We start from the raw sequence: 25,294 nt of genomic DNA, 5'->3' as shown, positions 1-25,294 counted from the left end.
CGGCGTTGCCGTGACGCTTGCGCATCACCGCCTCCAATTCAGCACGCTGTTGGATCGTCAACTTCGTTCTTTGCATGACACACTACCTGGGGATCATGCATCCGATTTCAATGATTCAGTGGACTAGCGCTGTCGCCAGGCGGTTGGTCGGACACCGCTGCGGCGCTGGTGGGTGCGTGGCTGGTGGGTGCGTGGCTGGTGGAACCATCGCCTGCCGAACTGTCGATGGCCGAGGCATCGCCGCCTCGTTCGCCACGCTTGACCTGCTGCCACAGCGCTTCCTGATCGCTTAGCGACAACGCATTCAATGCAGTGCCGGCCGCGTGCGCCTGTGCTTCCATCGCACGGAAGCGACGTTCGAATTTGAGGTTGGCGTGCCGCAGCGCAGCGCCCACATCGACCTTGGCGTGCCGCGCCAGATTGGCGCAGACGAACAAGACATCGCCAAGTTCGTCTTCCAGCCGCGCCTGATTGTCGTGCACCGGGCCGCGCGCGAATTCCACGCGCAGCTCTTCGATTTCTTCCTGCAGTTTCTCCAGCACCGGTGCCGGGCCGGGCCAATCGAAGCCGACCCGCGCCGCACGCGCCTGCAACTTGGTGGAGCGCTGCCATTCGGGCAGACCGCGCGCGATGCCGGCGAGTGCGGAGTCGTCCTGGTTGCCGGCGGCGCGACGTTCCTCGCGTTTGATCTGCTCCCAGGTGGCGCTCACCGCCTGCGCATCGTCGAGCTGCTGATCAGCAAACACATGCGGGTGACGACGCACCAGCTTGTCGCTGAGCGTGGCGACCACGTCGGCGAAACCGAAGGCACCTTGCTCGGCTGCCATCTGCGCATGGAAGACGACCTGCAATAGCAAATCGCCCAGTTCGTCGCGCAGGCCCGCCAGGTCGTTGCGGTCGATCGCATCGGCCACTTCATAGGCTTCTTCGATGGTGTACGGCGCGATGCTGGCGAAAGTCTGCTGCACATCCCAGGGGCAGCCATGGTCGCGATCGCGCAGGCGCGCCATCAGCTGCAACAGCTGCTGGATGTCGCCGGTCGGCGGGGTCTGGGGCATCGTGTGTTCCTGGAACCTTGAGAGTGAGTGCGCTGCCGGCGGTACGTCGCACATGGGGCGATGTCATCGCATGCTGCAGCACGACCCCGCATGCAACCGCGCACGGGCACCCAAGTGTACCTTTCAGGTCGTCCGCTTCTTGCGCGGCTGCGGCGTAGGCATAGCCGCAGCAGTCCAACGCGCGCGTGGCAGCGCGTCGCGCCAGCACGGTGTCGCGCGCTGTCCTCCACGCGCACCACTCACGCCAGCCAATCGCGCCAGGGCAGATTGGGGTCGCCCAGTGCGATGAAGTCGCCATTGAGCAAGGTATCGCGGCGGTTGTAGCGGAACGGTTTGCCGCTGCCACCGGCCAGCAATACGCCGCCGGCCGCATGCAGCACGCACTGCCCGGCGGCGGTGTCCCACTCGCAGGTGGGGCCGAAGCGTGGATAGACATCCAGGTCGCCTTCGGCGATACGGCAGAACTTCAACGACGACCCTTGCGCCACCACCTCGATCTCGCCCATGCGTTCCAGTGCGGCAGCGGTGCGCGCGTCGCGGTGCGAGCGGCTGGCGGCCACGCGCAGCGGCATGGCCGCCGGGGTGCGGGTGTGCAGCATCTCGTCGCGGTCGCCGTCGCGGCGGAAAGCGTTCTCGCCGCGTGCGGCATACCAGACCCGCCCATCGACAGGCGCCTGCACCACCCCCAGCACCGGCGCGCCCATATGGATGAGTGCGATGTTGACGCTGAACTCGCCATTGCGCTTGACGAACTCGCGGGTGCCATCCAGCGGATCGACCAGCCAGTAGCTGGTCCAGTACTGCCGCTCTTCCCAGGCAACGTGCGCAGACTCTTCCGACAGCACCGGCACATCCGGGGTGACGCGGCGCAAGCTCTCGACGATGACCCGATTGGCGGCCAGGTCGGCCTGGGTCAGCGGGCTGGCGTCGTCCTTGATCTCGACAGCAAAGTCCTGTGCGTATACCTGCATGATGGCCTCACCCGCTTCGCGGGCGATGGCGATCACGGTTTCGCGCAATTCCATCGGGATGCGGATCACCGGTTGCGCTCCAGCCATTCGCGCGCAATGAACAATGCGGCCAGCGAGCGGCCTTCGGAGAAATCTTCGCGCAGCATCAAGTCGTCCAGACGGGCGATCGGCCAGGGAATCACGTCCATCTCTTCCGGCTCGTCGCCGACCAGGCGTTCGGGGTAGAGGTCGCGCGCCAGCACCAACCAGGATTGGTGACTCATATAAGTAGGAGCGAGCGTCATCGCGCGCAACACCTGCACCTGGCGCGCGCCGTAGCCGGCTTCTTCCTTGAGCTCGCGGTCGGCGGCCTGCTCCGGCGTCTCGCCCGCATCGATGCGGCCCTTGACCAGACCCAGTTCATAGCGATGCACGCCGGCGGCATATTCGCGCACCAGCAGCACGGTCTGCGCATCGAGCATCGGCACCACCACCACGGCCCCATGGCCCTGGCTGAGTTGACGTTCGTAGATGCGCCGCTGCCCGTTGGAAAATTCCAGATCCAGCTGCTGGCGACGGAACGGCCCCTCGCCCAGATCGGTGATCTTGTGGATGGTCGGCAGGCGCGGGCTCATGCGTCGCACGCAGCCGCGGAGCGGGCCGATAGAATAGGAGGATGCATCGACATGTTCATGAACCCGAAATCCTAGCAGACCCTGCAGCCGCACAAACTGCCGAACATTGGCGGCAACGCGATCTTGCAGTGCTGTGGCACCCCTGCACGCAGATGCGCGAGCATCCGCACACGCTTCCGTTGGTGCCAATCGCGCGTGGCGACGGCGCGTGGCTGGTCGGCCATGACGGCCGCCACTATCTGGACGCAGTCAGCAGCTGGTGGACCAACCTGTTCGGCCATGCCGAACCGCGCATCGGTGCGGCCATCGCGCGCCAGGCCGGCGAGCTGGAGCAGGTGATGCTGGCCGGCTTCACGCATGCCCCGGCCGTGCAACTGGCCGAGCAGCTGCTGGCGATCGCGCCGCGCCAGGCAGGGCGCGCGCCGCTGGCCAAGGTGTTCTATGCCGACAACGGATCGGCCGGCGTGGAGGTCGCGCTGAAGATGGCCTTCCACTATTTCCACAATCGTGGCGAGCACCGGCGCACGCGCTTTGTCGCCCTGGAGAACGGTTACCACGGCGAAACCATCGGTGCGCTATCGGTGGGCGACATCCCGCTGTATCGGCGCGTGTATGCGCCGCTGCTGTTGGAGTCGATATTTGCGCCCTCGCCCGATGCCTACCTGGCCGAGCCCGGGCAAAGCGCGGAAGACTACGCATTGCAGGCCGCCGATGCGCTGCAGGCACTGTTCGAACGATCGCCCGGCGAAATCTGCGCGCTGATTCTGGAGCCGCGCGTGCAATGTGCCGGCGGCATGCGCATGTACCACCCGGCCTATCTGCGTCGCGCGCGCGAGTTATGCGATACGCATGGCGCGTTTTTGATCGCCGACGAAATCGCCACCGGCTTCGGCCGTACCGGCACCCTGTTCGCCTGCGAACAGGCCGGCGTGATGCCAGACCTGCTGTGCCTGTCGAAGGGGCTGACCGGCGGCTTTCTGCCGCTGTCGGCGGTGCTGGCCACGCAGCAGTTGTACGACGCGTTCCTGGACGATTCGCGCGAGCGTGCCTTCCTGCATTCGCACAGCTACACCGGCAACCCGCTGGCATGCGCGGCGGCGCTGGCGACGTTGCAGATCTTCGCAGACGACGAGGTGATTGTGCGCAACCAGCACACGGCCGCGCGCATGCGCGAGCTGGCTGCGCAAATCGGCGAACACCCGGCCGTGGCGGACGTGCGCCAGGCCGGCATGATCGTGGCGTTCGAGCTGACCCAGGGCGGCGACAAACGCACCCCGTTCCCGTCTGCGGCGCGGGTTGGGCTGAAGGCCTATCGCGCCGCGCTCGACAAGGGCGTGGTGCTGCGCCCGCTCGGCGACGTGCTGTACTGGATGCCGCCGTATTGCGTGGGCGACGCGCAGCTTGCGCTGCTGGCCGAGACCACGCGCCATGCCATCGCGGAGGCGGTCGCATGCGCCTGACCCGTTCGCATGTTGCGCTGCCGCTGCACTGCGACCAGGAAGTGTCGCTGCCGGAAGAGTCGGCCAACCACCTGCTGCGGGTACTGCGGCTACGCGAGGGCGATACCTGCATCCTGTTCAACGGCGACGGCAGCGACTACCACGCGCGCATCACCGTGGCCGGCAAGCGCGAGGCGCGCGCGCTGGTGGAACGCGTGGAGGCGCTGTCCAACGAGTCGCCCTTACGCATCACGCTGCTCCAGGGCATCGCACGCGGCGAGAAGATGGATCTGGTCCTGCAAAAAGCCACCGAGTTGGGCGTTGCGGCCATCGTGCCGGTCAATGCCGAGCGCACCGAGGTCAAGCTCGATGCAGCACGCATGGAAAAACGTGTCGCGCATTGGCGCAGCGTGGTGGTGTCGGCCTGCGAGCAATCCGGTCGCGCACGCGTACCAACCGTCGCAGCGCCGCTTGGCTTGCAAGAGGCAGCGCAGGCCAGCGACCTACAGGCGCGACGGCTGACACTGGACCCGCAGGGCGAGCATCGCCTGTCCACGCTGAGTGCGGATGTCGCGCAAGGGATCATCGTGGCGATTGGGCCGGAAGGCGGCTGGTCGCCGCGCGATCGCACGATCCTAACCGAGGCCGGTTTTAGCGGCCTGCAACTGGGTCCGCGCATCCTGCGCACCGAAACTGCCGGGCTGGCGGCGATTGCCGCACTGCAGTCGCGGTTCGGGGATCTGTAGCGCGGTGTTGCGGGTCGTGTGATGCCCGCCGTAAATCGTAGAAGCGCGCTGGCGCGCGATGAGGCGTTATCGGGAAAGCCTCATCGCGTCCAAGGACACTCCTACACGAATGCGGAATGCGGAATGCGGAATGCGGAATGCGGAATGCGATCAAATCAGCGGCCGTGCTGCAGAAACCAGCTGGCTGCACCGATGACGCCGAGCTGGCCATGCTCGACGATGCTCACCGGCACCTGCTCCAGCGCTGGACGCAATGCGCCCTTGTCGAGCAGGCGTGCGACAAAGTCGCTGTTGGCAATGAAGGTGGCGATCTGCGGCAGGAACCCGCCAGCCAGATAGACGCCGCTGCGCACGCCATAGAGCAGCATCATGTCGCCGACCACGCTGCCCATGAATCCGCAAAACGCCTGCAATGCATCGTGCGCGAGCCCGTCGTTGCCGGCCAATGCGGCGGCGGTGACATCGGCCGGACCTTGATGCACGGCAGGCTCGCCGCGCAGCGCAGCCAACGCGGTGTAGAGGTTCAACAGGCCCGGGCCGGACAACAAGGTTTCGGTGCCCACGTGCGTGCGCGTGCGGCGCAGTTCCTGCAGCAAGGCCACTTCCAGATCGCTGGCGGCGGCGAGCGCGGCGTGGCCGGCTTCAGTCGGCAACACCATCGGGTTGGCGCCATTGGGAATCCATACCGCCGCACCCAGCCCGGTTCCGGGGCCGAGGACCAGCGCCGGGCCTGCGGCACCTTGCGCAGGGCCGGACAACTGCATGACCTGATTGCCGGCCATGTAATTGGCGGCGTAGGCGACCGCTTCGAAATCGTTGACCAGGTGCAAGGCCTGCATGCCGAGCTGGCGGCGAATCTGCTCCGGCGCCAGTACCCACGGCAGGTTGGCCGTGATCACGGAGCCGTCTTCCAGCGCATAACCGGCACTGGCGATCACGCCGCGGCGTACCGGCGCGCATTGCAGCTCGGCAAAGAACGCGGACATGATCTCGGCCAGGCCTGGGTAATCGGCGCAGCGATACTTGCGGTAGTCCAGCACCGTGACCGGCTTGCGCGCATCGGCGCTTGCGCAGACCAGTGCCAGGCGCACATGCGTCCCTCCCACGTCTGCGGCAACGAAGGTGTCGGGGCGCGGAAAGGACACCGCTTCCATTGGGCTGCTTGCGCTCACGCATTCTCCTGATAAGTGGCAGCGGGCTGGCGTCTTGTCCCGTTGTCCGACGAACGGCAGTGGGTAGACAACGTTGTCAGTATTCGCCCCGTAACGCAACCACGGCGACCACGTGCAGCGGGATTTCCCGCCCCGCCCATCATCCACGAAAATTCCGCACGAATCACGGCGATTTACGCACAAAAACCCGAGCGGACGCGAGCGAAGGCCGCACAGCGATTGAAGGCTTCAATTGCGCACACGATGCCTAACCTCACGTGCGCGCAAGCTCTCACCGACTTCGACACCGACGTCCAAAAAATGCTGCGTCGCAGCGCAATCGCAGCCGCATCAGAGATCTGTGACGATGTGTTGACAACGCTGTCAGCGCTACGCGAGACTCGACCCAAATCGAGGTTCTGGCAGGAGGGGCCAGGAACTGTTCGGTACTGACGAACGGCGCTTCCCTCGCCTGCATGCCCAGATTCGCGAGTGGCACGTCGCCAGACGTTCGACTCGCCGATGTCGCATTCGCTCTACCGTTTCACCACACGGGGGACACCTCCTCTACCACGCGAATCGACACCACCTGCTGCCCTTGCGGAGCAAATGAGTGCGACCACCGCGATCGGTCAGGACGTGTTGTTTTGCCGGCCACGCCGAGCGCTTGACGCCTTGAAGAAGGCCGCGCGCTCACAGCACTAACCAAAGAGGTTTAGCCATGCACAGCCGCACCACGACGTTAGCACTCTGTATCACCGCCGCTCTGTACTGCTCCGGCTCTGCAATGGCTGCCGGACAAGAACAACAAGCCCCGGCCAGCGCGCCGTCGGCCACCACCGAGCTGGACACCATCACCGTCACCGGCTACCGCGCGTCGCTGGAGAAGAGCCAGGCGGTCAAGCGTTCGGCCAACGCCATCGTCGATGCGATCAGCGCCGAAGACATCGGCAAGTTCCCGGACATCAATGCCGCTGAATCGCTGTCACACCTGCCGGGCATCACCGTCGACCGCCAGTTCGGCGAAGGCGAAAAAGTCAGCATCAACGGCACCGACCCGGCCTTGAACCGCGTGCTGCTCAACGGCCAGACCATTGCCTCGGGCGACTGGGGCGGCAATCCCACCGACACCAGCGGCCGTACCTTCAACTACACCCTGCTGTCGCCGGAAATCATCGGCCTGATGGAGGTCTACAAGACCCCGGAAGCGCGCATCGACGAAGGCTCGATCGGCGGCACCGTGATCGTGCATACCCGCAAGCCGCTGGACCTGCCCAAGAACACTATCCGCGGCTCGATCGGCTACAACTACAACGACCGTTCGGAAGAAGGCAATCCGCGCGGTTCGGCGCTGTGGAGCTGGAAGAACGACGACGAGACCTTCGGCGCGTTGATCTCCGCCACGCACGACAAGCAGGACCTGGCACGCGCCGGTATCGAATACTTCGGCTACACCACCGGCGCCGGCATTCCGCCCACCGCCACCATCACCGGCGACGGCAGCGATGTGGCCACCGCACGCGTACCGGCCGGCATCAGCAGCGCGTTCTTCCAGCAGACCCGCGAGCGCAGTGGCCTGCAGGGTGCGTTGCAGTGGAAGCCGAACGAGCAGAACGAATTCAACCTGACCGGCTTGTACATCAAGGGCAAGTACAACAACTTCAGCCAGGCGCGTTACGTGTGCCCGGCGTGTAATGACGACCGCCAGAAAATCACCAGAGCCAACGTGGAAAACGGTGTTGTCACCTCGGCCACGGTGAGCGATGGCGCAGCGGGTCAGCCATATGCGCAACTGGATGCCAACTACCGCGAGAGCACCGTCACCACCAAGAGCCTGAACCTGCGTCACGACTGGTCCGGCGAAAAGTGGGTGTTCACCACCCAGGGCGGTTACACCGAAGCCACCGGCGGCAAGAACCCCGAATACCTGATGAAGTTCCTGATGCAGGACGGCGGTTACAACTACGCCTTCGATGGTCGGAGCACCGCAGTGAACTACGATAACGGCGGCGCCTCGAACTGGGTGTTGCCGGGAAATCCCGCCGGCCTGGCGCCCGGCCAGGAGGGCAATGTTCCGGGCACCACGACTGGCATCATGCAGGCTGGCGGCATCGCCTACCAGGAGAGCCTGGACGAGGAAAAATACTTCCAGTGGGATGCCGCACGCGATCTGGAATGGGGCCCGTTCACCAAGCTGCAGTTCGGCTACAAGTACATCAACCACGACAATGGCGTGGATGCACGCGGCAACCGTATCAACTCCACTGACACGGTGGCGTTGACACAGTTCAATCCGGGCATCACGCCCAGCAGTCTTTACGACGGTCTGGGTGCCAGCGGCGACCTGACCACCTGGCCAACTGCAGGCCTCGGTGCCGTGCGTAATTACCTGCTGTCGCAGCCGCAGGGACCTTATCGGACCGACTTCGGCGCGTCGTTCCAGGTCGGGGAGATCACCCAGAACATCTACACGCAATTGAATTACGAAACCGGCAAGATCCGCGGAAACGTCGGTGTGCGCCTGGTGGATACCACCAACAAATCCGAGTTTTGGCAAAGCAACGACGGCGGCGCAAACTTCAACCGTGTCGCCGAAACCAACGACTATCGCAAGGCGTTGCCGAGCTTCAATATCGCCTATGACATGACCGAAGACAGCGTACTGCGCTTCTCGGCAGCCAAGGTGATCGCCCGTCCGCGCTACTCCGATCTGGCCGGCACTTTCACCATCAACAGCGGCACCGGCGATCTGACCGCCAGTGGCGGCAATCCGAATCTCAACCCTTATGAGTCCACCAACTATGACGTGGCGGCCGAGTGGTATTTCGCACCGTCCAGCATGTTGTCCGGTGAAGTGTTCTATCGCGACATCAGCTCCTACATCGTCAGGACCACGGCCAGCCAGCAGTTGAATCCAGCACCGCCTGCAGTGGCTGGCGTGTATCAGGTCACTACGCCGATCAACGTGTCCGACGCCAAGGTCAAGGGTGTGGCGGTGAATTACCAGCAGACCTTCGGTTTGGGTTTTGGCTTGCAGGCCAACTACACGTTTGCCGAATCCGATTCCAGCTCCGGCTTGAACCTGCCATACCTGTCGCGTGACACCTATAACGTGATCCCGTATTGGGAACACGGCGACTGGATGGTGCGTATGAACTATAGCTATCGCTCCAAGTACTTTACCCAGATCGGCCGCTTGGCGTCGAACGACTTTGCAGACGCTTACAAGCAGCTGGATTTGAGCGCCTCGTATCAGATCACCGACTACATGGGCATCACCTTCGGCGCCACCAACCTGCTGGATTCAACCTACCGACTCTTCAGCAACACGCGTGATACCCCAACGGCGTTCTACAAGAACGGCCGCGGCTACCAGGCCCAGTTGAACTTCAAGTTCTGATGTAGCACCGGCGCGCCACCGCCCCTCCACGGTGGCGCGTTTTTTTTGACCCGACCGTTGCACGCAACGGTCGGGTTGATGTTGTACCAAGGAGTGGTACTGGCCACGCCCCTTCGCAGCTGAGGGAGCATGGCCAGGCCCGCTTTTGCCATCCACGCGCGGCCGCAGCATGACCGACGCGTCTCGCTTACAGGAGTGCAGTTCCCATGACGACCGATAGCCGCGTGTTTGCGGCTCCATCCCGCCGCCACGCCGGAGCTGCACCCAGGAGTCGAGCGCTCGCGTTCGCTCTGCTGCTTGCGTTGCCCGCCGTGCAGGCGAGTGCCGCGCAATCGCCGACCGCGCCGACCGCTACCACGCTCAGCCCCGAGGCCATCGACCAGCAGTGGCTCGATGCCACCGCCAAGTACGCGCCCGAACGCGAGCGTCTGGTGCGCGAAGCCGAAGCCGGCGCACGCAAGGGTCCGTTCCGTCCCGACTGGGCCGCACTGAAGGCGTATCAGTCGCCGGCGTGGTACGACAACGCCAAGTTCGGCATCTTCATCCACTGGGGCGTGTTCTCGGTGCCGGCGTTCGGCAGCGAGTGGTATTCGCGCAATATGTATCTGCAAGGTTCCAAGGAATTCGCCCATCACGTCGCCACCTACGGGCCGCAGGCCAGCAGCGGCTACAAGGATCTGATTCCCAAGTTCACCGCGCCCAAGTTCGACCCCAATGGCTGGGCCAGGTTGTTCCGTGAGTCCGGCGCGCGCTATGTGGTGCCGGTGGCAGAGCACCACGACGGCTTCGCGTTGTACGACTCCAAACTCTCCGACTGGACCGCGATGAAGATGGGGCCCAAGCGCGACCTGCTGGGCGAGCTATCCAAGGCGATCCGCGCGCAGGGGCTGCACTTCGGCCTGTCGTCGCATCGTGCCGAACACAATTGGTTCTTCGACGGCGGGCGCACCTTCGACTCCGACGTCAACGACCCGCGCTATGCGGCGCTGTACGGCCCGGCCCAGGTGCGCCTGCCGGGCAAGGACGATGCCGATGTGGCCAACGACTGGACGCCGGTCTCGCAAGCCTGGCTGGACGATTGGCTGGCGCGTACCACCGAGTTGATCGACACCTATCAACCGGACCTGATCTATTTCGATTGGTGGATTGCCCACCCCACCTTCCGGCGCAGCCTGCCGACGATGCTGGCGTACTACTACAACCAGGGCGCAGCGCGGACCGAGGCCGACCGCGGCGTGGTGGTGAACTACAAGCTGGGCGCCTTCCCCGAAGGCGCCGGCACGCTGGATATCGAGCGCGGCCAGCTGACCGGCATCCATCCCACCCACTGGCAGACCGATACCTCGGTGAGCAATGCCTCGTGGGGCTACATCGAAAACGACACCTACAAGTCGCCCACCTTCATCATCCACATGCTGGCCGATGTGGTGGCCAAGAACGGCAACCTGATGCTCAACATCGGCCCGCGTGCGGATGGCTCGATCCCGGACACCGAGCGCGGCATCCTGCTTTCGATCGGTCGTTGGCTCAAGACCAACGGCAGCGCGATCTACGACAGCACGCCGTGGCGCGTGTATGGCGAAGGCCCCACCGAAGTGGTGGGCGGCACCTTCCAGGACGTCAAGACCAAGCCATATACGGCCGAAGATTTCCGTTTCACCACCCGCGATGGCGCGCTGTATGCGATCGAGCTGGGTTGGCCGAGCAATGGTGAGGCGGTGATCCGCTCGTTGACACCTGCCGATGGCGTGCGCGGCGTGACGCTGCTGGCCAACGGCAAGAAGATCCCGTTCGAACAACGCGCCGATGGCCTGCATCTGCGGCTGCCGGTCAAGCCGGTTGGCGAGAGCGCGTATGTGTTCCGCATCGACCTCTCTTCCCCCACTCCCTGATGGATGTTGTCTTTCATGAGTAAGCGATTGACCTGGATGTTGCTTGCGCTGGCGTTTGCCTGCGCCCCGGCCCTGGCCAAAAATCCCACGGCGTTGTTCTATCTGATGAACACGCAGAAATCGACCAACTCGTTCATCGCCAACGTCGACAAGATCGATGTGGTGGTGCCCACCTGGTACGGCGTGGATCAGAACGGCCTGGTCAACGGCACGCCCAACATGTACCTGTACGACATCGCCAAGCAGCACAAGCTGCGGGTGATGCCGATCCTGTCGATGACCACCGGCCGCGACGGCTTCCACAAGCTGATGCACGATGAGGCGGCCAAGAAGCGCATGATCGAATCGCTGCTGATCCACGGCAAGCGGCACAAGTACTACGGCTTCCAGTTCGATTTCGAAAACATCGCCTGGACCGATCGCGATGCCTACACCTTGATGGTGAAGCAGACCGCCGATGCGCTGCACAAGGCCGGTTTCAAGATGTCGGTGGCAGTGGTGCCCAATGCACCGGGCCATGCCGAAGGCGGCCAGTTTTCCAAGTGGATGTGGGAATACTGGCGCGGTGCGTACGACCTCAAGGCGCTGGGCCAGGCCGCGGATCTGGTCAGCATCATGACCTACGACCAGCACACCCGCTGGACCACGCCGGGCCCGGTCGATGGCATGGTGTGGATGAAGAAGCACCTGGATTACGCCATCACCCAGGTGCCGAAGGAAAAGCTCTCGCTGGGCATCGCCACGTACGGCTACCGCTGGTACACCGGCAACCCGGTGAAGGAAGACGGCACCGAAGCGTCGAACATCGCAGCCGCGTATATCGATGCCGACGAATCCTTCCCGCTGGCGATCGAACAGAACGCCACCGTGCAGTGGGATCCGGTGGAGCAGGAATCGTGGTTCTATTTCTATCGCGACGATATGCGTGAGTGGGTGTTCCGCCCGGACGCGCGCAGCTTCAAGGCGCGTTATGAGCTGACCAAGCAGTACGGCCTGGAAGGTTTCAGCTGCTGGGTGCTGGGCGCCGAAGATCCGAAAGTGTGGGATGAGCTGCCCACCGCGCAGCGCTGACAGCAGCTGACGCAACGCTGCGCATGCGCGCGGGCGAGGCCGGTGCTGGTGGCGGACTGCATGTACTGCGACCCGCTTCCTGCGCTGCACGCGCCCGTTTTGCAACGACCGATGCGGTTGCCTTGGTCGCGCGACAACGCACTGGCTACGCTGCGCAGCGGGATGAAGCGTGCGCCAGTCCCTGCGTCTTCCGACACGGCTTTGCTACTGTGCGTGGCTGCCGTGTACCGCCGCCACATCAGGATGTGATTGCATGATGTCGAACTCCGCACCCACCGCGCGCCTGACAGCCGCGCCGCCGTTGTCCTCGCGCCTGCTTGCGCTCGCATTCGCAGCGGCGTCGCTGGCCGCTTGCGGTCAACGTGCAGCCGGCACCTCGCCAGCGGCGGCCACTGCAGGCGCGCCTGCAGTGGCAACAACAGCGAGCGCCAACGCAGCGTTGCCGTTGATCCCTGCAGCGGTCGAAGTCGAACGCGGTAGCGGCAGCTTTACGGTGGGCACCGGCACGGTGATCTCGATCTTGCCCGGCGATGCCGATGCGCGCCGCAGTGCCGAACATCTGGCCGATCTGCTGCAGCGCACACGTGGGCTGCGGCTGGAAGTGCGGGTCGAACCCAGCGCATCGCCGGGCAGCATCCGCCTGGAGCGTACTGCGCAGGCGCCGGTGGCACACAAGGAAGGCTACAGCCTGGAGGTGGATGCCAAGGGCGTGCGCATTGCCGCGCGCGATGGCGCCGGCTTGTTGTATGGCGCCATCAGCGCCTGGCAACTGATGACACCGGATGCGCGCAAGGGCGAAGTCCAGCTGCCGTCGGTGGCGATCCGCGACTGGCCGCGTTTCAGCTGGCGCGGCCAGCATCTGGATGTGGCCCGCCACTTTCATGATGTGGCCACGGTCAAGCATGTGCTCGACACGATGGCGCTGCACAAGCTCAACGTGCTGCATTGGCATCTCACCGACGACCAGGGTTGGCGCATCGAGATCAAGCGCTACCCCAAGCTCACCGAGGTTGGCGCATGGCGCACGCCTCCGGGTGGCGGCCAGCACGGCACGCCGCAGCGTTATGGCGGTTTCTACACGCAGGAACAGATCAGCGAGATCGTCGCGTATGCGGCGCGCCTGCACATCACCGTGCTGCCCGAGCTGGACATGCCCGGGCATGCGCAGGCAGCCGTTGCCGCCTACCCGGAAGAAGTGGGCGTGCCCGGCGTACGCACCCAGGTGGGCGTGGACTGGGGCGTGAACCCGTATCTGTTCAACACCAGCGAACGCAGCCTGAGCTTCATCACCAACGTGCTGGATGAGGTGCTGACGTTGTTCCCGTCGACCTACATCCATATCGGTGGCGATGAGGCGGTGAAGGATCAATGGGAAGCCTCGCCGGCCGTTCGCGCACAGATGCGCAGGCTGGGCGTCAAGGACGCGCATGCGATGCAGGGCTGGTTCAACGAACAGCTGGCGAGCTACCTCACCCAGCACGGCCGGCGCATGATCGGCTGGGATGAAATTCTGGAAGGCGGCGTGCCGGCCAGTGCATCGGTGATGTCGTGGCGCGGCGTCGAAGGCGCGGTGGTGGCGGCAAAGCAAGGTCACGATGTAGTGCTTGCGCCGGGCGACTGGTTGTATCTGGACAATTTGCAGACCACGCGCAGCGACGAACCGAACGGCCGGCTGACCGTGTTGCCGCTATCCAAAGTCTATGCATTCGATCCGGTGCCGGCCGAGCTCAGCGCCGAACAGGCCAGGCACGTGCTGGGCGCACAAGGCGCGTTGTGGTCCGAATACATTCCGTCCAGATGGCATGTGGATCACGCCCTGTTCCCGCGTCTGTCGGCGGTGGCGGAAGTGACCTGGTCGCCGCCGGCAGCACGTAACTGGAACAGCTTTCTGACGCGCCTGCCGGCACAGCTACAGCGCTATAAGGCACTGGGCATCGACTACAGCGACGGCGCCTTCGCCGCCGATATCGCGCTGGAATCCGGTCCCAACCCGGTACTCGCCGGCGGCCCGGCCAAGGTGGCGTTGAGCACGCAGACCGGTGCGGGCACCCTGCACTACTCCATCGACGGCAGCGAGCCCACGCCGGCATCGCCGCGTTATCAAGCACCGTTTACGATTCAATTGCCAACCACGGTCAAGGCCACTGCGTTCGATGCCAACGGCACGCCGCTGGCGGCCACGCGCAGCCGCAGCTTCGATCGCGCCAGCCTGTTGCGGGTGGACACGCAAGGGCTGCGCCACTGCGTGAAGTCCGGCGCGCTGGGCCTGCGCCTGCCGCTGCTGCCGGAGATGACCGGCGCCGACACGCCGGTCTACAACGTCGATCTGTTCCATGCCTGCCGCATGTATCCGCAAGCGCGCCTGGACGGGATCGGCGCGATCCGCATCGACGCCGCACGTCTGCCGAACAACTTCGGTCTGGCCCACGAGCAATCCAAGGTCGTGCAGTACCCGGCCAAATCGCGCGGCGGTGAGCTGGAAGTGCGACAAGGCTGCGAGGGCGAACTGCTAGCCAGCGTACGTCTGCCCCAGGGCGACGGCGTGGGCGAGCAGCTCACCCTGGAAACCCCATTGCCTGCACGCACCGGCGTCCATGATCTGTGTCTGCGTTTCACCGCACCCATTCGCGGCCCGTTGTATGCCATCGGCGCCGTTCAATTGATTGAAACCACCGCGCAGGCGCCCCCCGCCGCCACGCGCTGATCCATCCAAGGAGAGTCACCCATGCCCCTGTCCCGTCATCGTTTCGTCCCCGCCCCCGCCCGTCTCGGGCTTGCCCTGGCCTTGGCCATCTCGCAGGCCTGGGCCGCGCCTCCCACGGCAGAGACCCTGGATAAAGGCTGGCAGGTGCGGCTGGTGCCGGGGCAGGAACAAGCCAAGACCTATCCGAAAGCCGCAGCGTGGTTGCCGGCGCAGGTGCCTGGCGCGGTGCAGACAGATCTGATCGCCGCCAAAATCGTGCCCGACCCGTTCTATCGCGATAACGAAGGCAAGATCCAGTGGGCGGGCCTGAGCGATTGGCAGTACCAGACCCGCTTCAACGTGGATGCGGCCACGCTCAAGCGCGAGCACGTGGAACTGGTGTTCGATGGCCTGGATACCTTTGCCGAGGTCACCCTCAACGGCAAGCCGCTGCTCAGCGCCGACAACATGTTCCGGCAGTGGCGGGTGGATGCGAAATCCCTGCTCAAGCGCGGCAACAACGTGCTCGAGGTCAGGCTGTACTCGCCGATCAAGAAGATCCAGCCGTGGCTGGCCAAGCAGCCGTATGCGCTGCCGGGTGCCTACGATTCGGCATTCGGCGACGAGCCCGAATCGCGGCACAGCTCCACTTATGTGCGCAAGGCACCGTACAACTTCGGTTGGGATTGGGGCCCGCGCATGGTCAACGCCGGCATCTGGAAAGATGTGCGCGTGGAAGCGTGGGATGCCGTGCGTGTGGACGGGCTGCATATCGCCCAGCAACGTGTGGACGCGGACAGTGCGCAACTGCAGGCGCAGCTGGAACTGCAGGCCGGCCGCAGCGGGCCGGTGCAGGTGACGCTGGATGTGCTTGGGCCGGATGGGAAGAGTGTCGGCCAGTTCACCCAGCAGGCGGTGGTCGACCCGGGCCAGAACCGTATCGATTTGCCGGTGCGCATCGCCAAGCCCAAGCGCTGGTTCCCGGCCGGCTACGGCGCGCAGGACCGCTACACCTTCGTGGCCAGCGTGCGCGATGCCGATGGCGACAGCCAGCAGATCAAGCGCATCACCGGCCTGCGTTCGGTGGAATTGCGCCGCGAAAAAGACAAGTTCGGCAAGAGCATGGAGATCGTGATCAACGGCATCCCGATCTTCGCCAAGGGCGCCAACCTGATCCCGCTGGATGCGTTCCCCGCGCGCGTCAGCCCCGAGCGCATGCGCAGCACCCTGCAGGACGCGCGCGATGCCAATATGAACATGCTGCGCATGTGGGGCGGCGGGCATTACCAGGACGACCACTTCTACGAGGTGGCCGACGAGTTGGGCATCATGATCTGGCAGGACTTCATGTTCGGTGGCGCAGTGCCGCCGTACGACGTGGAGTTCCGCGAGAACACCCGGCAGGAGGCCATCGAACAGGTCAAGCGCCTGCGCGACCACCCCAGCATCGTGTTGTGGTGCGGCAACAACGAAGTGCAGACCGGCTGGGAAAACTGGGGCGACCGGGTCAAGTTCAAGCAGTCGGTGGACCCGGAAGAACGCAGCCGCATCGAGCGCGGCATGACCACCTTGTTCGGTACCGTGTTCCGCGAAGTGGTGGCCACCTACGATAGCGACGTGCCGTACTGGGCTACTTCGCCGGGCACCAATTTCGATGGCGCTGCGGACCAGGCCAACGATGGCGACATGCACTACTGGAAGGTGTGGGGCGGCCCTGCGCTGCCGGTCACCGAATATCTCAACGTCACCCCGCGCTTCATGTCCGAATACGGCCTGCAGTCGTTCCCGGACATGCGCACCGTGCGCGCGTTTGCCGAATCCGGCGACATGGATCCGGAATCGCCGGTGATGCGCGTGCATCAGAAGTTCGACAAGGGCAACGGCAACAAGCGGCTGATGCTGTATATCCGCCGCGAATTCGGCGAGCCCAAGGATTTCGAAAGCTTCGTCTACCTGAGCCAGCTGATGCAGGCCGAGGGCATCAACCTGGCCGCCTCGCATCTGCGCGCCTCGCGCCCGCAATCGATGGGTTCGCTGTACTGGCAGCTCAACGATGTATGGCCGGGCGCGTCGTGGTCCAGCGTGGATTACTACGGCCGCTGGAAGGCGCTGCACTATCACGCACGCCGCTTCTACGCGCCGGAAATGATCGCCGCGTTGCGTAACGACAAGGGCCAGACCGAGGTCTCGCTGGTGTCCGATCGCACCACGCCGCTGGCGGCACGCTGGCGCATGCGGGTGATGAGCATGGACGGCAAGCTGCTGAGCAAGCGCGAAGAAAAAGCCAGCGTCAAACCGCTCAGCAGCCTGCAGGTGGGCAACTTCAGCGACAAGCAATTGCTGGGCAGCGCCGATCCCAAGCGGACCTACGCGGTGTTCGAGTTGTTCGACGGCGAGAAGCTGCTGTCGCGTGAAGTGGTGTTCTTCGCACCGGCCAAGCAGCTCGCAATGCCGGCCGCAAAGATCGACAGCCAGTGGCGCGCCGATGGCGACGGCTATGCGCTGACGCTGACCAGCAACACGCTGGCGCGCGAGGTGTGGCTGTCGTTCGGCGATGTGGACGCCACGCTGTCGGATAACGCCTTCGACCTGCTGCCCGGCGAGCCATTGACCGTGCGCGTGAGCAGCAAGGCTGCGTTGGCACAGCTGCAATCCACCCTGCAGGTGCGCGACCTGGCGAGCACGCTGGCCGGTGCACCGCCGGAGCCGCAGGAAGCGCCGGCCGCGAAATGAGCCACGACCGGGCGCGATTGATGCGTTATTCGGGCCCGTCTCCCGCGGTATGGGAGACGGGGTTGCCGGCCGCACGGCAGTCTCGCTGGGCCCGATCATGCAGCCAGCGGAGCTGACGGTTGTGCTGGCAACGCCGGGCGCAGACGTTGCACACGGCAAGGGAAGGCGCGTCTCTATCGCGAGGTTTTACGACAAGGCCGCTGTTCTGCACCGCGCTGGCAACGCTCGCCGCACAGACACGGATCTGGCAATGACGTACCAGCCAGCCCCAGGTAACGACCGGCAACCGCGCAGCGTTCCCCAAACCCCTGTTCTGCCGCGCTCCCTGCGGCAGCACCCAAGACAACGCGCGGCGCTGACCGCTGCGCAGGAGTAGATCGATGTCATCCGTGTTTGTATCGCGCCTTGCCATTGCGCTGGGCCTGAGCCTTGGCTTGCCGTGCAGCGTGCATGCCGCCACTGCCCAGCGCGCCGGTAGCCCCGAACAACGTGCCGCTGCCTTGGTGGCGCAAATGAGCCGCGAAGAGAAAGTCGCCCAGGCGATGAACGATGCGCCAGCGATTCCGCGTCTGGGCATCCCCGCCTACGAATGGTGGAGCGAAGGCCTGCATGGCATCGCGCGCAATGGCTACGCCACGGTGTTTCCACAGGCGATCGGCCTGGCCGCCAGCTGGAACACCACGCTGATGCAGCAGGTGGGCACAGTGGTCTCCACCGAGGCGCGCGCCAAGTTCAACCAGGCTGGCGCCCCGGGCAAGGACCACCCGCGTTACGCCGGGCTGACCATCTGGTCGCCCAACATCAACATCTTCCGCGACCCGCGCTGGGGCCGTGGCATGGAAACCTATGGCGAGGATCCCTTCCTCACCGGGCAACTGGCGGTCGGTTTCATTCGCGGCCTTCAGGGCGATGATCTGGAACACCCGCGCACGATCGCCACACCCAAGCACATCGCCGTGCACAGCGGCCCGGAGCCGGGGCGGCATGGGTTCGATGTGGATGTCTCGCCGCGCGATGTGGAGGCGACCTATACGCCGGCCTTCCGCGCGGCGTTGGTCGAGGGCCAGGCTGGCTCGGTGATGTGTGCCTACAACTCGCTGCACGGCACCCCGGCGTGCGCGGCCGACTGGCTGCTCAACGGCCGCGTGCGTGGCGATTGGGGCTTCAAGGGCTTTGTGGTCTCCGACTGCGATGCGGTGGACGACATGACCCAGTTCCATTACTTCCGCCCCGACAATGCAGGTTCGTCTGCCGCAGCGCTCAAGGCCGGGCACGATCTCAACTGCGGGCATGCCTATCGCGACCTCGGGACCGCCATCGAACGCGGCGAAGTGGACGAAGCGCTGCTCGATCAATCGCTGGTGCGCCTGTTTTCCGCACGCTATCGGCTGGGCGAACTGGAAGCCCCGCGCAAGGATTCGTACGCGCGGCTTGGCGCGAAGGACATCGACAACCGCGCCAACCGTGCATTGGCCCTGCAGGCGGCTGCCGAATCGATCGTGTTGCTGAAGAACGCCGATGCCACGCTGCCGCTGAAAGCAGGCACGCGGCTGGCGGTGGTCGGCCCGAATGCCGATGCATTGGCCGCGCTGGAGGCCAACTACCAAGGCACCTCAGCTGCGCCGGTGACGCCACTGCTCGGCCTGCGCGAGCGCTTCGGCACCCAGCAGGTGCACTACGCGCAAGGCGCGCCGTTGGCTGCCGGCGTGCCGGGCATGATTCCGGAAACGGCATTGCGTAGCGACGGCAAGCCGGGGCTGCGTGGCGAATATTTCGACAATGTGGACATGACCGGCGCGGCGCGCGTGGTGCGGCAGGACCGCGTGGTGAGCTTCAACTGGGACCAGGTCGCCCCGGCAAAGGGCGTGCCGGCCGACCGTTACGCCGTGCGCTGGAGCGGCGAGCTGCTGCCACCCGGTGCCGGCGATTACACCCTGGCAGTGCGCGTGGCGCGCTGCTTCGATTGCACCGGCCACGACCCGGTGCGGCTCTACATCGACGACAAGCTGGTGGTTGCCGGCAATGCCGAAGACAAGCACGTGCCGGCCGGCATGCACAACGCCGATGGCCGCAGCGTGGAAACCGTGCTGCATTTCGACGATACCCGCCCGCGCAAGATCCGCCTGGAAATGGAGCACCGCGGCCAGGACCAGGGCGTGCGCCTGGAATGGCTGGCACCGGCAGCCGCGCAGCTTGCCGAAGCAGAACGGGCCGTGGCGCAGGCCGATGCAGTGGTGGCCTTCGTCGGCCTGTCGCCGGATGTGGAAGGCGAAGAGTTGCGCATCGATGTGCCCGGCTTTGACGGCGGCGACCGCAACGACATCGCCCTGCCCGCCCCGCAGCAAGCGCTGCTCGAACGTGCAAAGGCCTCCGGCAAGCCGCTGGTGGTGGTGTTGATGAGCGGCAGCGCAGTGGCGGTGAACTGGGCCAAGACGCATGCCGATGCGATCGTGGCCGCGTGGTACCCGGGCCAGTCCGGCGGCACCGCCATTGCCCGTGCGCTGGCCGGCGACGACAACCCCGGCGGGCGGCTGCCGGTGACGTTTTACCGCTCCACCAAGGACCTGCCGGCATATGTCAGCTACGACATGAAGGGCCGCACCTATCGCTACTTCAAGGGCGAGCCGCTGTTTCCGTTCGGCTACGGGCTGAGCTACACCAGCTTTGCGTATGCGGCGCCGCGCCTGTCCACCACCATCCTGCAGGCCGGCAGCACGCTGCAGGTGACCACCACCGTGCGCAATACCGGCACCCGCGCCGGCGATGAAGTGGCACAGGTGTATCTGCAATACCCGGACCGCCCGCAATCGCCGCTGCGCAGCCTGGTCGGCTTCCAACGCGTGCACCTCAAGCCGGGCGAACAGCGCGAACTCACCTTCACGCTGGATGCGCGTGCGCTGAGCGACGTGGACCGCACCGGGCAACGCGCGGTGGAAGCCGGCGATTACCGCGTGTTTGTCGGTGGTGGGCAGCCGGGTACCGGTGCGCCGGGCGAGGCAGCAGCATTGACGATCCAGGGTCGGTCGCCGCTGCCCAAGTAGGCGCGTGGTGGCGTTGATGCGTGCAGGCGCCGGTTCAATGCCGACGCTTGTGCGCAGACGGCATACGCAGCAATTCGGGTGCGTCGTCAATCGCCTGCTGGTGCCCGCACGGTGTCTTGTGCAGACGTGTCTTTTAAAGCCGTGTGGGCGCATCGGCGCATCGTGCCTATCCAAAGATGGCGGCCAGCGCACGCGCGCTTCCTGCAAGCGCCCTTGGCGCCCTTGGCGCGGGTGGTGCAAGCGTCGACACCCCGGCCACCAAAGGTTTGCGCGCATACGCGCAAGCCAAGGACCAGCCCGCCAGCCACGCCGTCGCACAGCCGCGCATACGGCAACGAATTGTGCGGGCGCACTATGCATATTCGGCGCACACGTTGTATGGTCATCAGGAATTGGTCATGCATAGGTCTCATCGCTCTGGCTGCCCTGCGGCGGCCGCCAGCGCAGGGATGAGGGTCGTGCGGATCGCCGGTCGAACCCATGGAGTCTTGAGGTCATGCATACCCGCCGCGACATCCTTCAGCTGCTCGGCGCCAGCGCCGGTGCCGGTTTGCTGGCCAGCGCCCTGCCCGCGTTCGCGGCCGTGCCTGCTGCACGTGCTTCCACTGCGGGCGGTGGGTTCGTCAGCAAGCGCCCGCCCAAGGCGCAGCGCCGCTTCGTCAGCAAGGCAATCGAGCAGCAGATCGTGCAGATCAAGGCGCAGATCGCCGACCCGGAACTGGCCTGGCTGTTCGAGAACTGCTACCCCAACACGCTCGACACCACCGTGGAAACCGGCACCCGCAACGGCAAGCCGGACACCTTCGTCATCACCGGCGACATCCATGCGATGTGGCTGCGCGATTCGTCCGCGCAGGTGCACCCGTATGTGCCATTGGCCAAGCGCGACCCGGCGTTGCGGCGCATGTTCCATGGCCTGATCCAGCGCCAGGCTGCGTGCATCAAGCTCGACCCCTACGCCAACGCCTTCCTGCCCGATGGCCAGACCCAGCGCCTGAAATGGTCGCTCAACGACATCACCGAGATGAAGCCCGGCGTGGGCGAGCGCAAGTGGGAAGTGGATTCGCTGTGCTACCCCATCCGCATCGCGCACGAATACTGGCGCGCCACCGGCGATGCCGCACCGTTCGACGACGACTGGCGCGAAGCGATGCACGTGGTGGTGCGCACCTTCCGCGAGCAACAGCGCAAGGACAACCGCGGCCCGTACGTGTTCCAGCGCCCCTCCCCGCTGGCCACCGAAACGCTGGTGCTGGAAGGCTACGGCCAGCCGACCAGGCCCAACGGCATGATCCATTCGATGTTCCGTCCCTCCGACGATGCCTGTGTGTTTCCGTTGTTCGTGCCGGCCAACCTGTTTGCGGTGACCTCGCTACGGCAATTGGCCGCGATGAGCACGGCATTGCATCGCGACACCGCCTTTGCCGCCGAGTGCACCGCACTGGCCGATGAAGTGGAAACCGCCACCCGCCAGTTCGGGCAATTGCGCGACAGCGATGGGCAGGCGTACTGGGCATTCGAAGTGGACGGCTTCGGCAACCAGCTCTTCATCGACGACGCCAACGCCCCCGGCCTGCTCAGCCTGGCCTACCTGGGCTGCTGCGACCGTGCCGACCCGGTGTTCCTGCGCACCCGCCAGCTGGCCTGGAGCGAGCGCAACCCGTATTTCTCGCGCGGCACCGCCGCCGAGGGCGTCGGCAGCCCGCACAGCGGCATGGGCACCATCTGGCCGATGTCCATCGTGCAGTACGCGCTGGTCAGCGACGACGACGCACAACTGCGTCAATGCCTGCAGTGGCTGAAGACCACGCACGCCGGCACCGGCTTCATGCACGAGGCATTCGACAAAGACACCCCGAGCACCTTCACCCGCGACTGGTTCGCCTGGGCCAACACCTTGTTCGGCGAACTGATCATCGACCTGCATCAACGCAAACCCCAGCTGCTGCGTAGCGTCTGATTCCCAGCGGGAAAGGCGCAGCGTTCGGCGCCTTCCTTCTCCCCTCGGGACCTCGGTCCCCTTCATGGGGAGAAGGTGCCCGAAGGGCGGATGAGGGTACGGCGCACCCACCTCGCGACATCAGAGACCACACACATGGCAACACGACGCGGTTTTCTCCAAGGTGCCATCGCCGCAGCACTGTTCGGTAGCGTCGGCCTGCCCGGCATGGCCCGCGCGCGCGCCGGCAACTACGCGCTGCCGGCCGACGCGCACACCCGCGCCGATCTCACCCGCCATGTGGATGTCTTCATCGGTACCGGTGGCCACGGCCATACCTTTCCCGGCGCCACGCTGCCGTTCGGCATGGTGCAGCTGAGCCCGGACACCTACAACGCGGTGTGGGATTCGTGCTCGGGCTATCACGAGTCCGACGGCTCGATCATGGGTTTCTCGCACACGCATCTGTCCGGCACCGGCATCGGCGACATGCTGGATTTCCTGCTGGTGCCCGCCACCGGCGAAGTCAGGCTGGTGCCCGGCCCGCTCGACAATCCGGACGCCGGCTACCGCTCGCGCTACGACCATGCCGATGAAGCCGCATCGCCCGGTTACTACCGCGTGCGCCTCAAGGACAGCGGCGTGCATGCCGAACTCACCGCCACCGCGCGCGCAGGCCTGCACCGTTACCACTTTCCCAAGGGCAAGCCGGCACACGTGGTGCTGGACCTGTGCCATGGCATGCAGGACAAACCCGGCATCCCCACCCGCGTCAGCGATGCGCAGCTGCGCGTGGTCGACGCACAGACCCTCACCGGTGGGCGTCGCGTGTATCAATGGGCCAAGGGCCGTTACATCTACTTCGCGCTGCGCGTCTCGCGCCCGTTTGCGCGCGTGCAGCTGTACAACGAAGACCAACCGCTGGCTGCCGATGCGCGCAGCAGCGACGGCGTGCATCTCAAGGCTGCGCTGCACTTCCCCGATGCATCCGACGCCCCGCTGCTGATCAAGGTCGGTATCTCCGCGGTCAGCGCCGACAACGCCCTGGCCAACCTCGACGCCGAACTGCCCGACTTCGACTTCGCGCGCGTGCATGCGCAAGCCGTCGCCGCCTGGGAAAAAGAACTGGCCCGCGTGCGCATCGACAGCGACGACGAGGCGCAACGGCGCATCTTCTACACCGGCCTGTATCACAGCCTGCTGGCACCGACGCTGTTTTCCGACGTGGACAACCGCTACCGCGGCATGGACCTGCAGATCCACACCGCGCCTGCCGGCTACCACAACTACAGCACCTACTCGTTGTGGGACACCTACCGCGCCGCGCATCCGCTGCTCACGCTGGTGCAGCCAGAGCGCGTGCCCGACCTGGTGCAATGCCTGGTGCGCGGCGCCAACGAATGCCCGGACGGCGTGGGCATCTGGCCACTGCAAGGCGTGGAAACCGGCTGCATGATCGGCTACCACTCGGCCGTGGTATTGGCCGAAGCGCATGCCAAGGGCTTTACCGGCATCGACTACAAGGCCGCATGGCCGGCGTACCGCAAACGGGCAATGGACGACACCACCCACGGCCTGGGCGAGTACCGCAAACTCGGTTATATCCCTGCCGACAAAGTGGACGAAGCGGTCAGCCGCACGCTCGAATACGCCTACGACGACTGGGCCTGCGCACATCTGGCGCAAGCTGCGGGCGCCACTGATGATGCAAGCGCATTGCGCGAACGCTCGCGCAATTACCGCAACGTGTTCAATCGCGACAGCGGCTTCGTGCAGGCGCGGCTTGCCGACGGCAGCTGGGCCACACCGTTCGACCCGCGCGGCATGGGGCACATCGCCAAGTGGCGCGATTTCACCGAGTCCAATGCCTGGCAGGCCACCTTCCTCAATCAGCACGATCTGTACGGCTACATGGACTTGTACGGCGGCCGCGACGGCTTTGTCGCCAAGCTGGACGAGCTGTTTTCCACCAGCTCCGACCTGCCCGCCGACGCACCGCCGGACATCGACGGCCTGGTCGGCCAGTACGCGCACGGCAATGAGCCCAGTCACCACGTGGCGTATCTGTTCGCCTATGCCGGGCAACCGTACAAGACCCAGGCGATGGTGCGCCGCTTGCTGCGCGAGCAGTACCACGACGCGCGCAACGGTCTATCGGGCAATGAAGACTGCGGGCAGATGAGTGCGTGGTTCGTGCTCAGCGCGCTCGGGTTGTATGCGGTGGATCCGGTCAGCGGCAACTACATCGTGGGCAGCCCGTTGTTCAAGCGCGCCACGCTGGATGTGGGCAACGGCCGCACCCTGCGCATCGTGGCCAACAACAACAGCGCGCAGAACGTGTACGTGCAATCGCTGACCTGGAACGGCAAGCCGCTCAACCGCGCCTGGCTGCGCCATGCCGATCTGGCAGCAGGCGGCACGCTGGAATTTGTCATGGGGTCCAAGCCGAATCCCGCTTTCGGTGCGAACAAGCAGGATCTGCCGCCGTCGTTTGCGTAAGACAGGCCGGGCACACCGCCTGCCCATGCCTGCCGCTTCGCTCCGTTTCATCGCCAT

General features: G+C 65.1%; 14 protein-coding genes. 10 read left to right on the top strand and 4 right to left on the bottom strand.

Annotated elements, in window-relative coordinates:
• Positions 1-107: 107 nt before the first annotated feature.
• From mazG to nudE, 3 genes are all read right to left on the bottom strand, one after another.
• Positions 108-1,058, bottom strand: coding sequence for a nucleoside triphosphate pyrophosphohydrolase (gene mazG / locus A7D16_RS13915; RefSeq protein ID WP_064633675.1), 951 nt, complete (start codon positions 1,056-1,058; stop codon positions 108-110).
• A 239-nt stretch (positions 1,059-1,297) separates the two neighbouring features.
• The gene (gene cysQ, locus A7D16_RS13910; RefSeq protein WP_064633682.1) at positions 1,298-2,098 is read right to left on the bottom strand and encodes a 3'(2'),5'-bisphosphate nucleotidase CysQ; all 801 of its coding nucleotides are present in this window, start codon (positions 2,096-2,098) and stop codon (positions 1,298-1,300) included.
• Entirely contained in the window at positions 2,095-2,643 is a 549-nt protein-coding gene (nudE, locus tag A7D16_RS13905; RefSeq protein WP_064633673.1) for an ADP compounds hydrolase NudE, read from the bottom strand. Before nudE ends, cysQ begins: the two co-directional genes overlap by 4 nt.
• Positions 2,644-2,684: 41 nt before the next feature.
• On the opposite strand from nudE, the gene bioA reads away from it, so the two are divergent.
• Both bioA and A7D16_RS13895 read left to right on the top strand, forming a co-directional pair.
• Entirely contained in the window at positions 2,685-4,103 is a 1,419-nt protein-coding gene (gene bioA / locus A7D16_RS13900; protein WP_064633671.1) for an adenosylmethionine--8-amino-7-oxononanoate transaminase, read from the top strand.
• A complete protein-coding gene (locus tag A7D16_RS13895) occupies positions 4,094-4,828 on the top strand; it encodes a 16S rRNA (uracil(1498)-N(3))-methyltransferase (protein WP_064633669.1) in 735 nt (244 codons plus the stop codon). Before bioA ends, A7D16_RS13895 begins: the two co-directional genes overlap by 10 nt.
• Before the next feature lie 155 nt (positions 4,829-4,983).
• Here the strand turns inward: A7D16_RS13895 and A7D16_RS13890 are convergent, their stop codons facing one another.
• Complete coding sequence (locus tag A7D16_RS13890; RefSeq protein ID WP_181920570.1) at positions 4,984-5,982, bottom strand: glucokinase family protein; 999 nt, start codon at positions 5,980-5,982, stop codon at positions 4,984-4,986.
• Positions 5,983-6,700: 718 nt separating this feature from the next.
• Here A7D16_RS13890 and A7D16_RS13885 point away from each other — a divergent pair.
• The 8 genes from A7D16_RS13885 to A7D16_RS13845 all read left to right on the top strand — a co-directional run bounded on the left by A7D16_RS13885 (position 6,701) and on the right by A7D16_RS13845 (position 25,237).
• A complete protein-coding gene (locus A7D16_RS13885) occupies positions 6,701-9,379 on the top strand; it encodes a TonB-dependent receptor (protein ID WP_064633665.1) in 2,679 nt (892 codons plus the stop codon).
• Between the two features lie 206 nt (positions 9,380-9,585).
• Positions 9,586-11,271, top strand: coding sequence for an alpha-L-fucosidase (locus A7D16_RS13880; protein ID WP_064633663.1), 1,686 nt, complete (start codon positions 9,586-9,588; stop codon positions 11,269-11,271).
• A 3-nt stretch (positions 11,272-11,274) separates the two neighbouring features.
• Complete coding sequence (locus A7D16_RS13875) at positions 11,275-12,342, top strand: glycosyl hydrolase family 18 protein (protein ID WP_064633661.1); 1,068 nt, start codon at positions 11,275-11,277, stop codon at positions 12,340-12,342.
• Between the two features lie 253 nt (positions 12,343-12,595).
• A complete protein-coding gene (locus A7D16_RS13870; protein WP_064633659.1) occupies positions 12,596-15,046 on the top strand; it encodes a family 20 glycosylhydrolase in 2,451 nt (816 codons plus the stop codon).
• Positions 15,047-15,067: 21 nt separating this feature from the next.
• Entirely contained in the window at positions 15,068-17,758 is a 2,691-nt protein-coding gene (locus tag A7D16_RS23535) for a beta-mannosidase (protein WP_064633658.1), read from the top strand.
• 380 nt (positions 17,759-18,138) lie between these two features.
• Positions 18,139-20,799 carry a glycoside hydrolase family 3 C-terminal domain-containing protein gene (locus tag A7D16_RS13855; RefSeq protein ID WP_064633654.1) on the top strand — a complete coding sequence of 887 codons (2,661 nt, stop codon included), beginning with the start codon at positions 18,139-18,141 and terminating at the stop codon, positions 20,797-20,799.
• A 496-nt stretch (positions 20,800-21,295) separates the two neighbouring features.
• Positions 21,296-22,759 carry a glycoside hydrolase family 125 protein gene (locus tag A7D16_RS13850; RefSeq protein ID WP_064633652.1) on the top strand — a complete coding sequence of 488 codons (1,464 nt, stop codon included), beginning with the start codon at positions 21,296-21,298 and terminating at the stop codon, positions 22,757-22,759.
• A 135-nt stretch (positions 22,760-22,894) separates the two neighbouring features.
• On the top strand, positions 22,895-25,237 hold the full coding sequence (locus tag A7D16_RS13845) for a GH92 family glycosyl hydrolase (RefSeq protein ID WP_064633650.1): 2,343 nt from the start codon (positions 22,895-22,897) through the stop codon (positions 25,235-25,237).
• The last annotated feature ends 57 nt before the right edge of the window (positions 25,238-25,294 follow it).

Origin of the sequence: Xanthomonas nasturtii (assembly GCF_001660815.1) — a bacterium.
Taxonomy (GTDB): Bacteria; Pseudomonadota; Gammaproteobacteria; order Xanthomonadales; family Xanthomonadaceae; genus Xanthomonas; species Xanthomonas nasturtii.
The sequence above is the reverse complement of the archived record's forward strand: the minus strand, read 5'-3'. Positions and strand labels throughout refer to the sequence as shown.

Coding starts and splice junctions, on each gene's coding strand:
- A7D16_RS13845 (WP_064633650.1), top strand. CDS start 22,895: ATGGCAACACGACGCGGTTTTCTCCAAGGTGCCATCGCCGCAGCACTG.
- nudE (WP_064633673.1), bottom strand. CDS start 2,643: ATGAGCCCGCGCCTGCCGACCATCCACAAGATCACCGATCTGGGCGAG.
- mazG (WP_064633675.1), bottom strand. CDS start 1,058: ATGCCCCAGACCCCGCCGACCGGCGACATCCAGCAGCTGTTGCAGCTG.
- A7D16_RS23535 (WP_064633658.1), top strand. CDS start 15,068: ATGCCCCTGTCCCGTCATCGTTTCGTCCCCGCCCCCGCCCGTCTCGGG.
- A7D16_RS13850 (WP_064633652.1), top strand. CDS start 21,296: ATGCATACCCGCCGCGACATCCTTCAGCTGCTCGGCGCCAGCGCCGGT.
- A7D16_RS13890 (WP_181920570.1), bottom strand. CDS start 5,982: ATGGAAGCGGTGTCCTTTCCGCGCCCCGACACCTTCGTTGCCGCAGAC.
- A7D16_RS13895 (WP_064633669.1), top strand. CDS start 4,094: ATGCGCCTGACCCGTTCGCATGTTGCGCTGCCGCTGCACTGCGACCAG.
- A7D16_RS13885 (WP_064633665.1), top strand. CDS start 6,701: ATGCACAGCCGCACCACGACGTTAGCACTCTGTATCACCGCCGCTCTG.
- A7D16_RS13875 (WP_064633661.1), top strand. CDS start 11,275: ATGTTGTCTTTCATGAGTAAGCGATTGACCTGGATGTTGCTTGCGCTG.
- A7D16_RS13870 (WP_064633659.1), top strand. CDS start 12,596: ATGATGTCGAACTCCGCACCCACCGCGCGCCTGACAGCCGCGCCGCCG.
- A7D16_RS13880 (WP_064633663.1), top strand. CDS start 9,586: ATGACGACCGATAGCCGCGTGTTTGCGGCTCCATCCCGCCGCCACGCC.
- A7D16_RS13855 (WP_064633654.1), top strand. CDS start 18,139: ATGTCATCCGTGTTTGTATCGCGCCTTGCCATTGCGCTGGGCCTGAGC.
- bioA (WP_064633671.1), top strand. CDS start 2,685: ATGCATCGACATGTTCATGAACCCGAAATCCTAGCAGACCCTGCAGCC.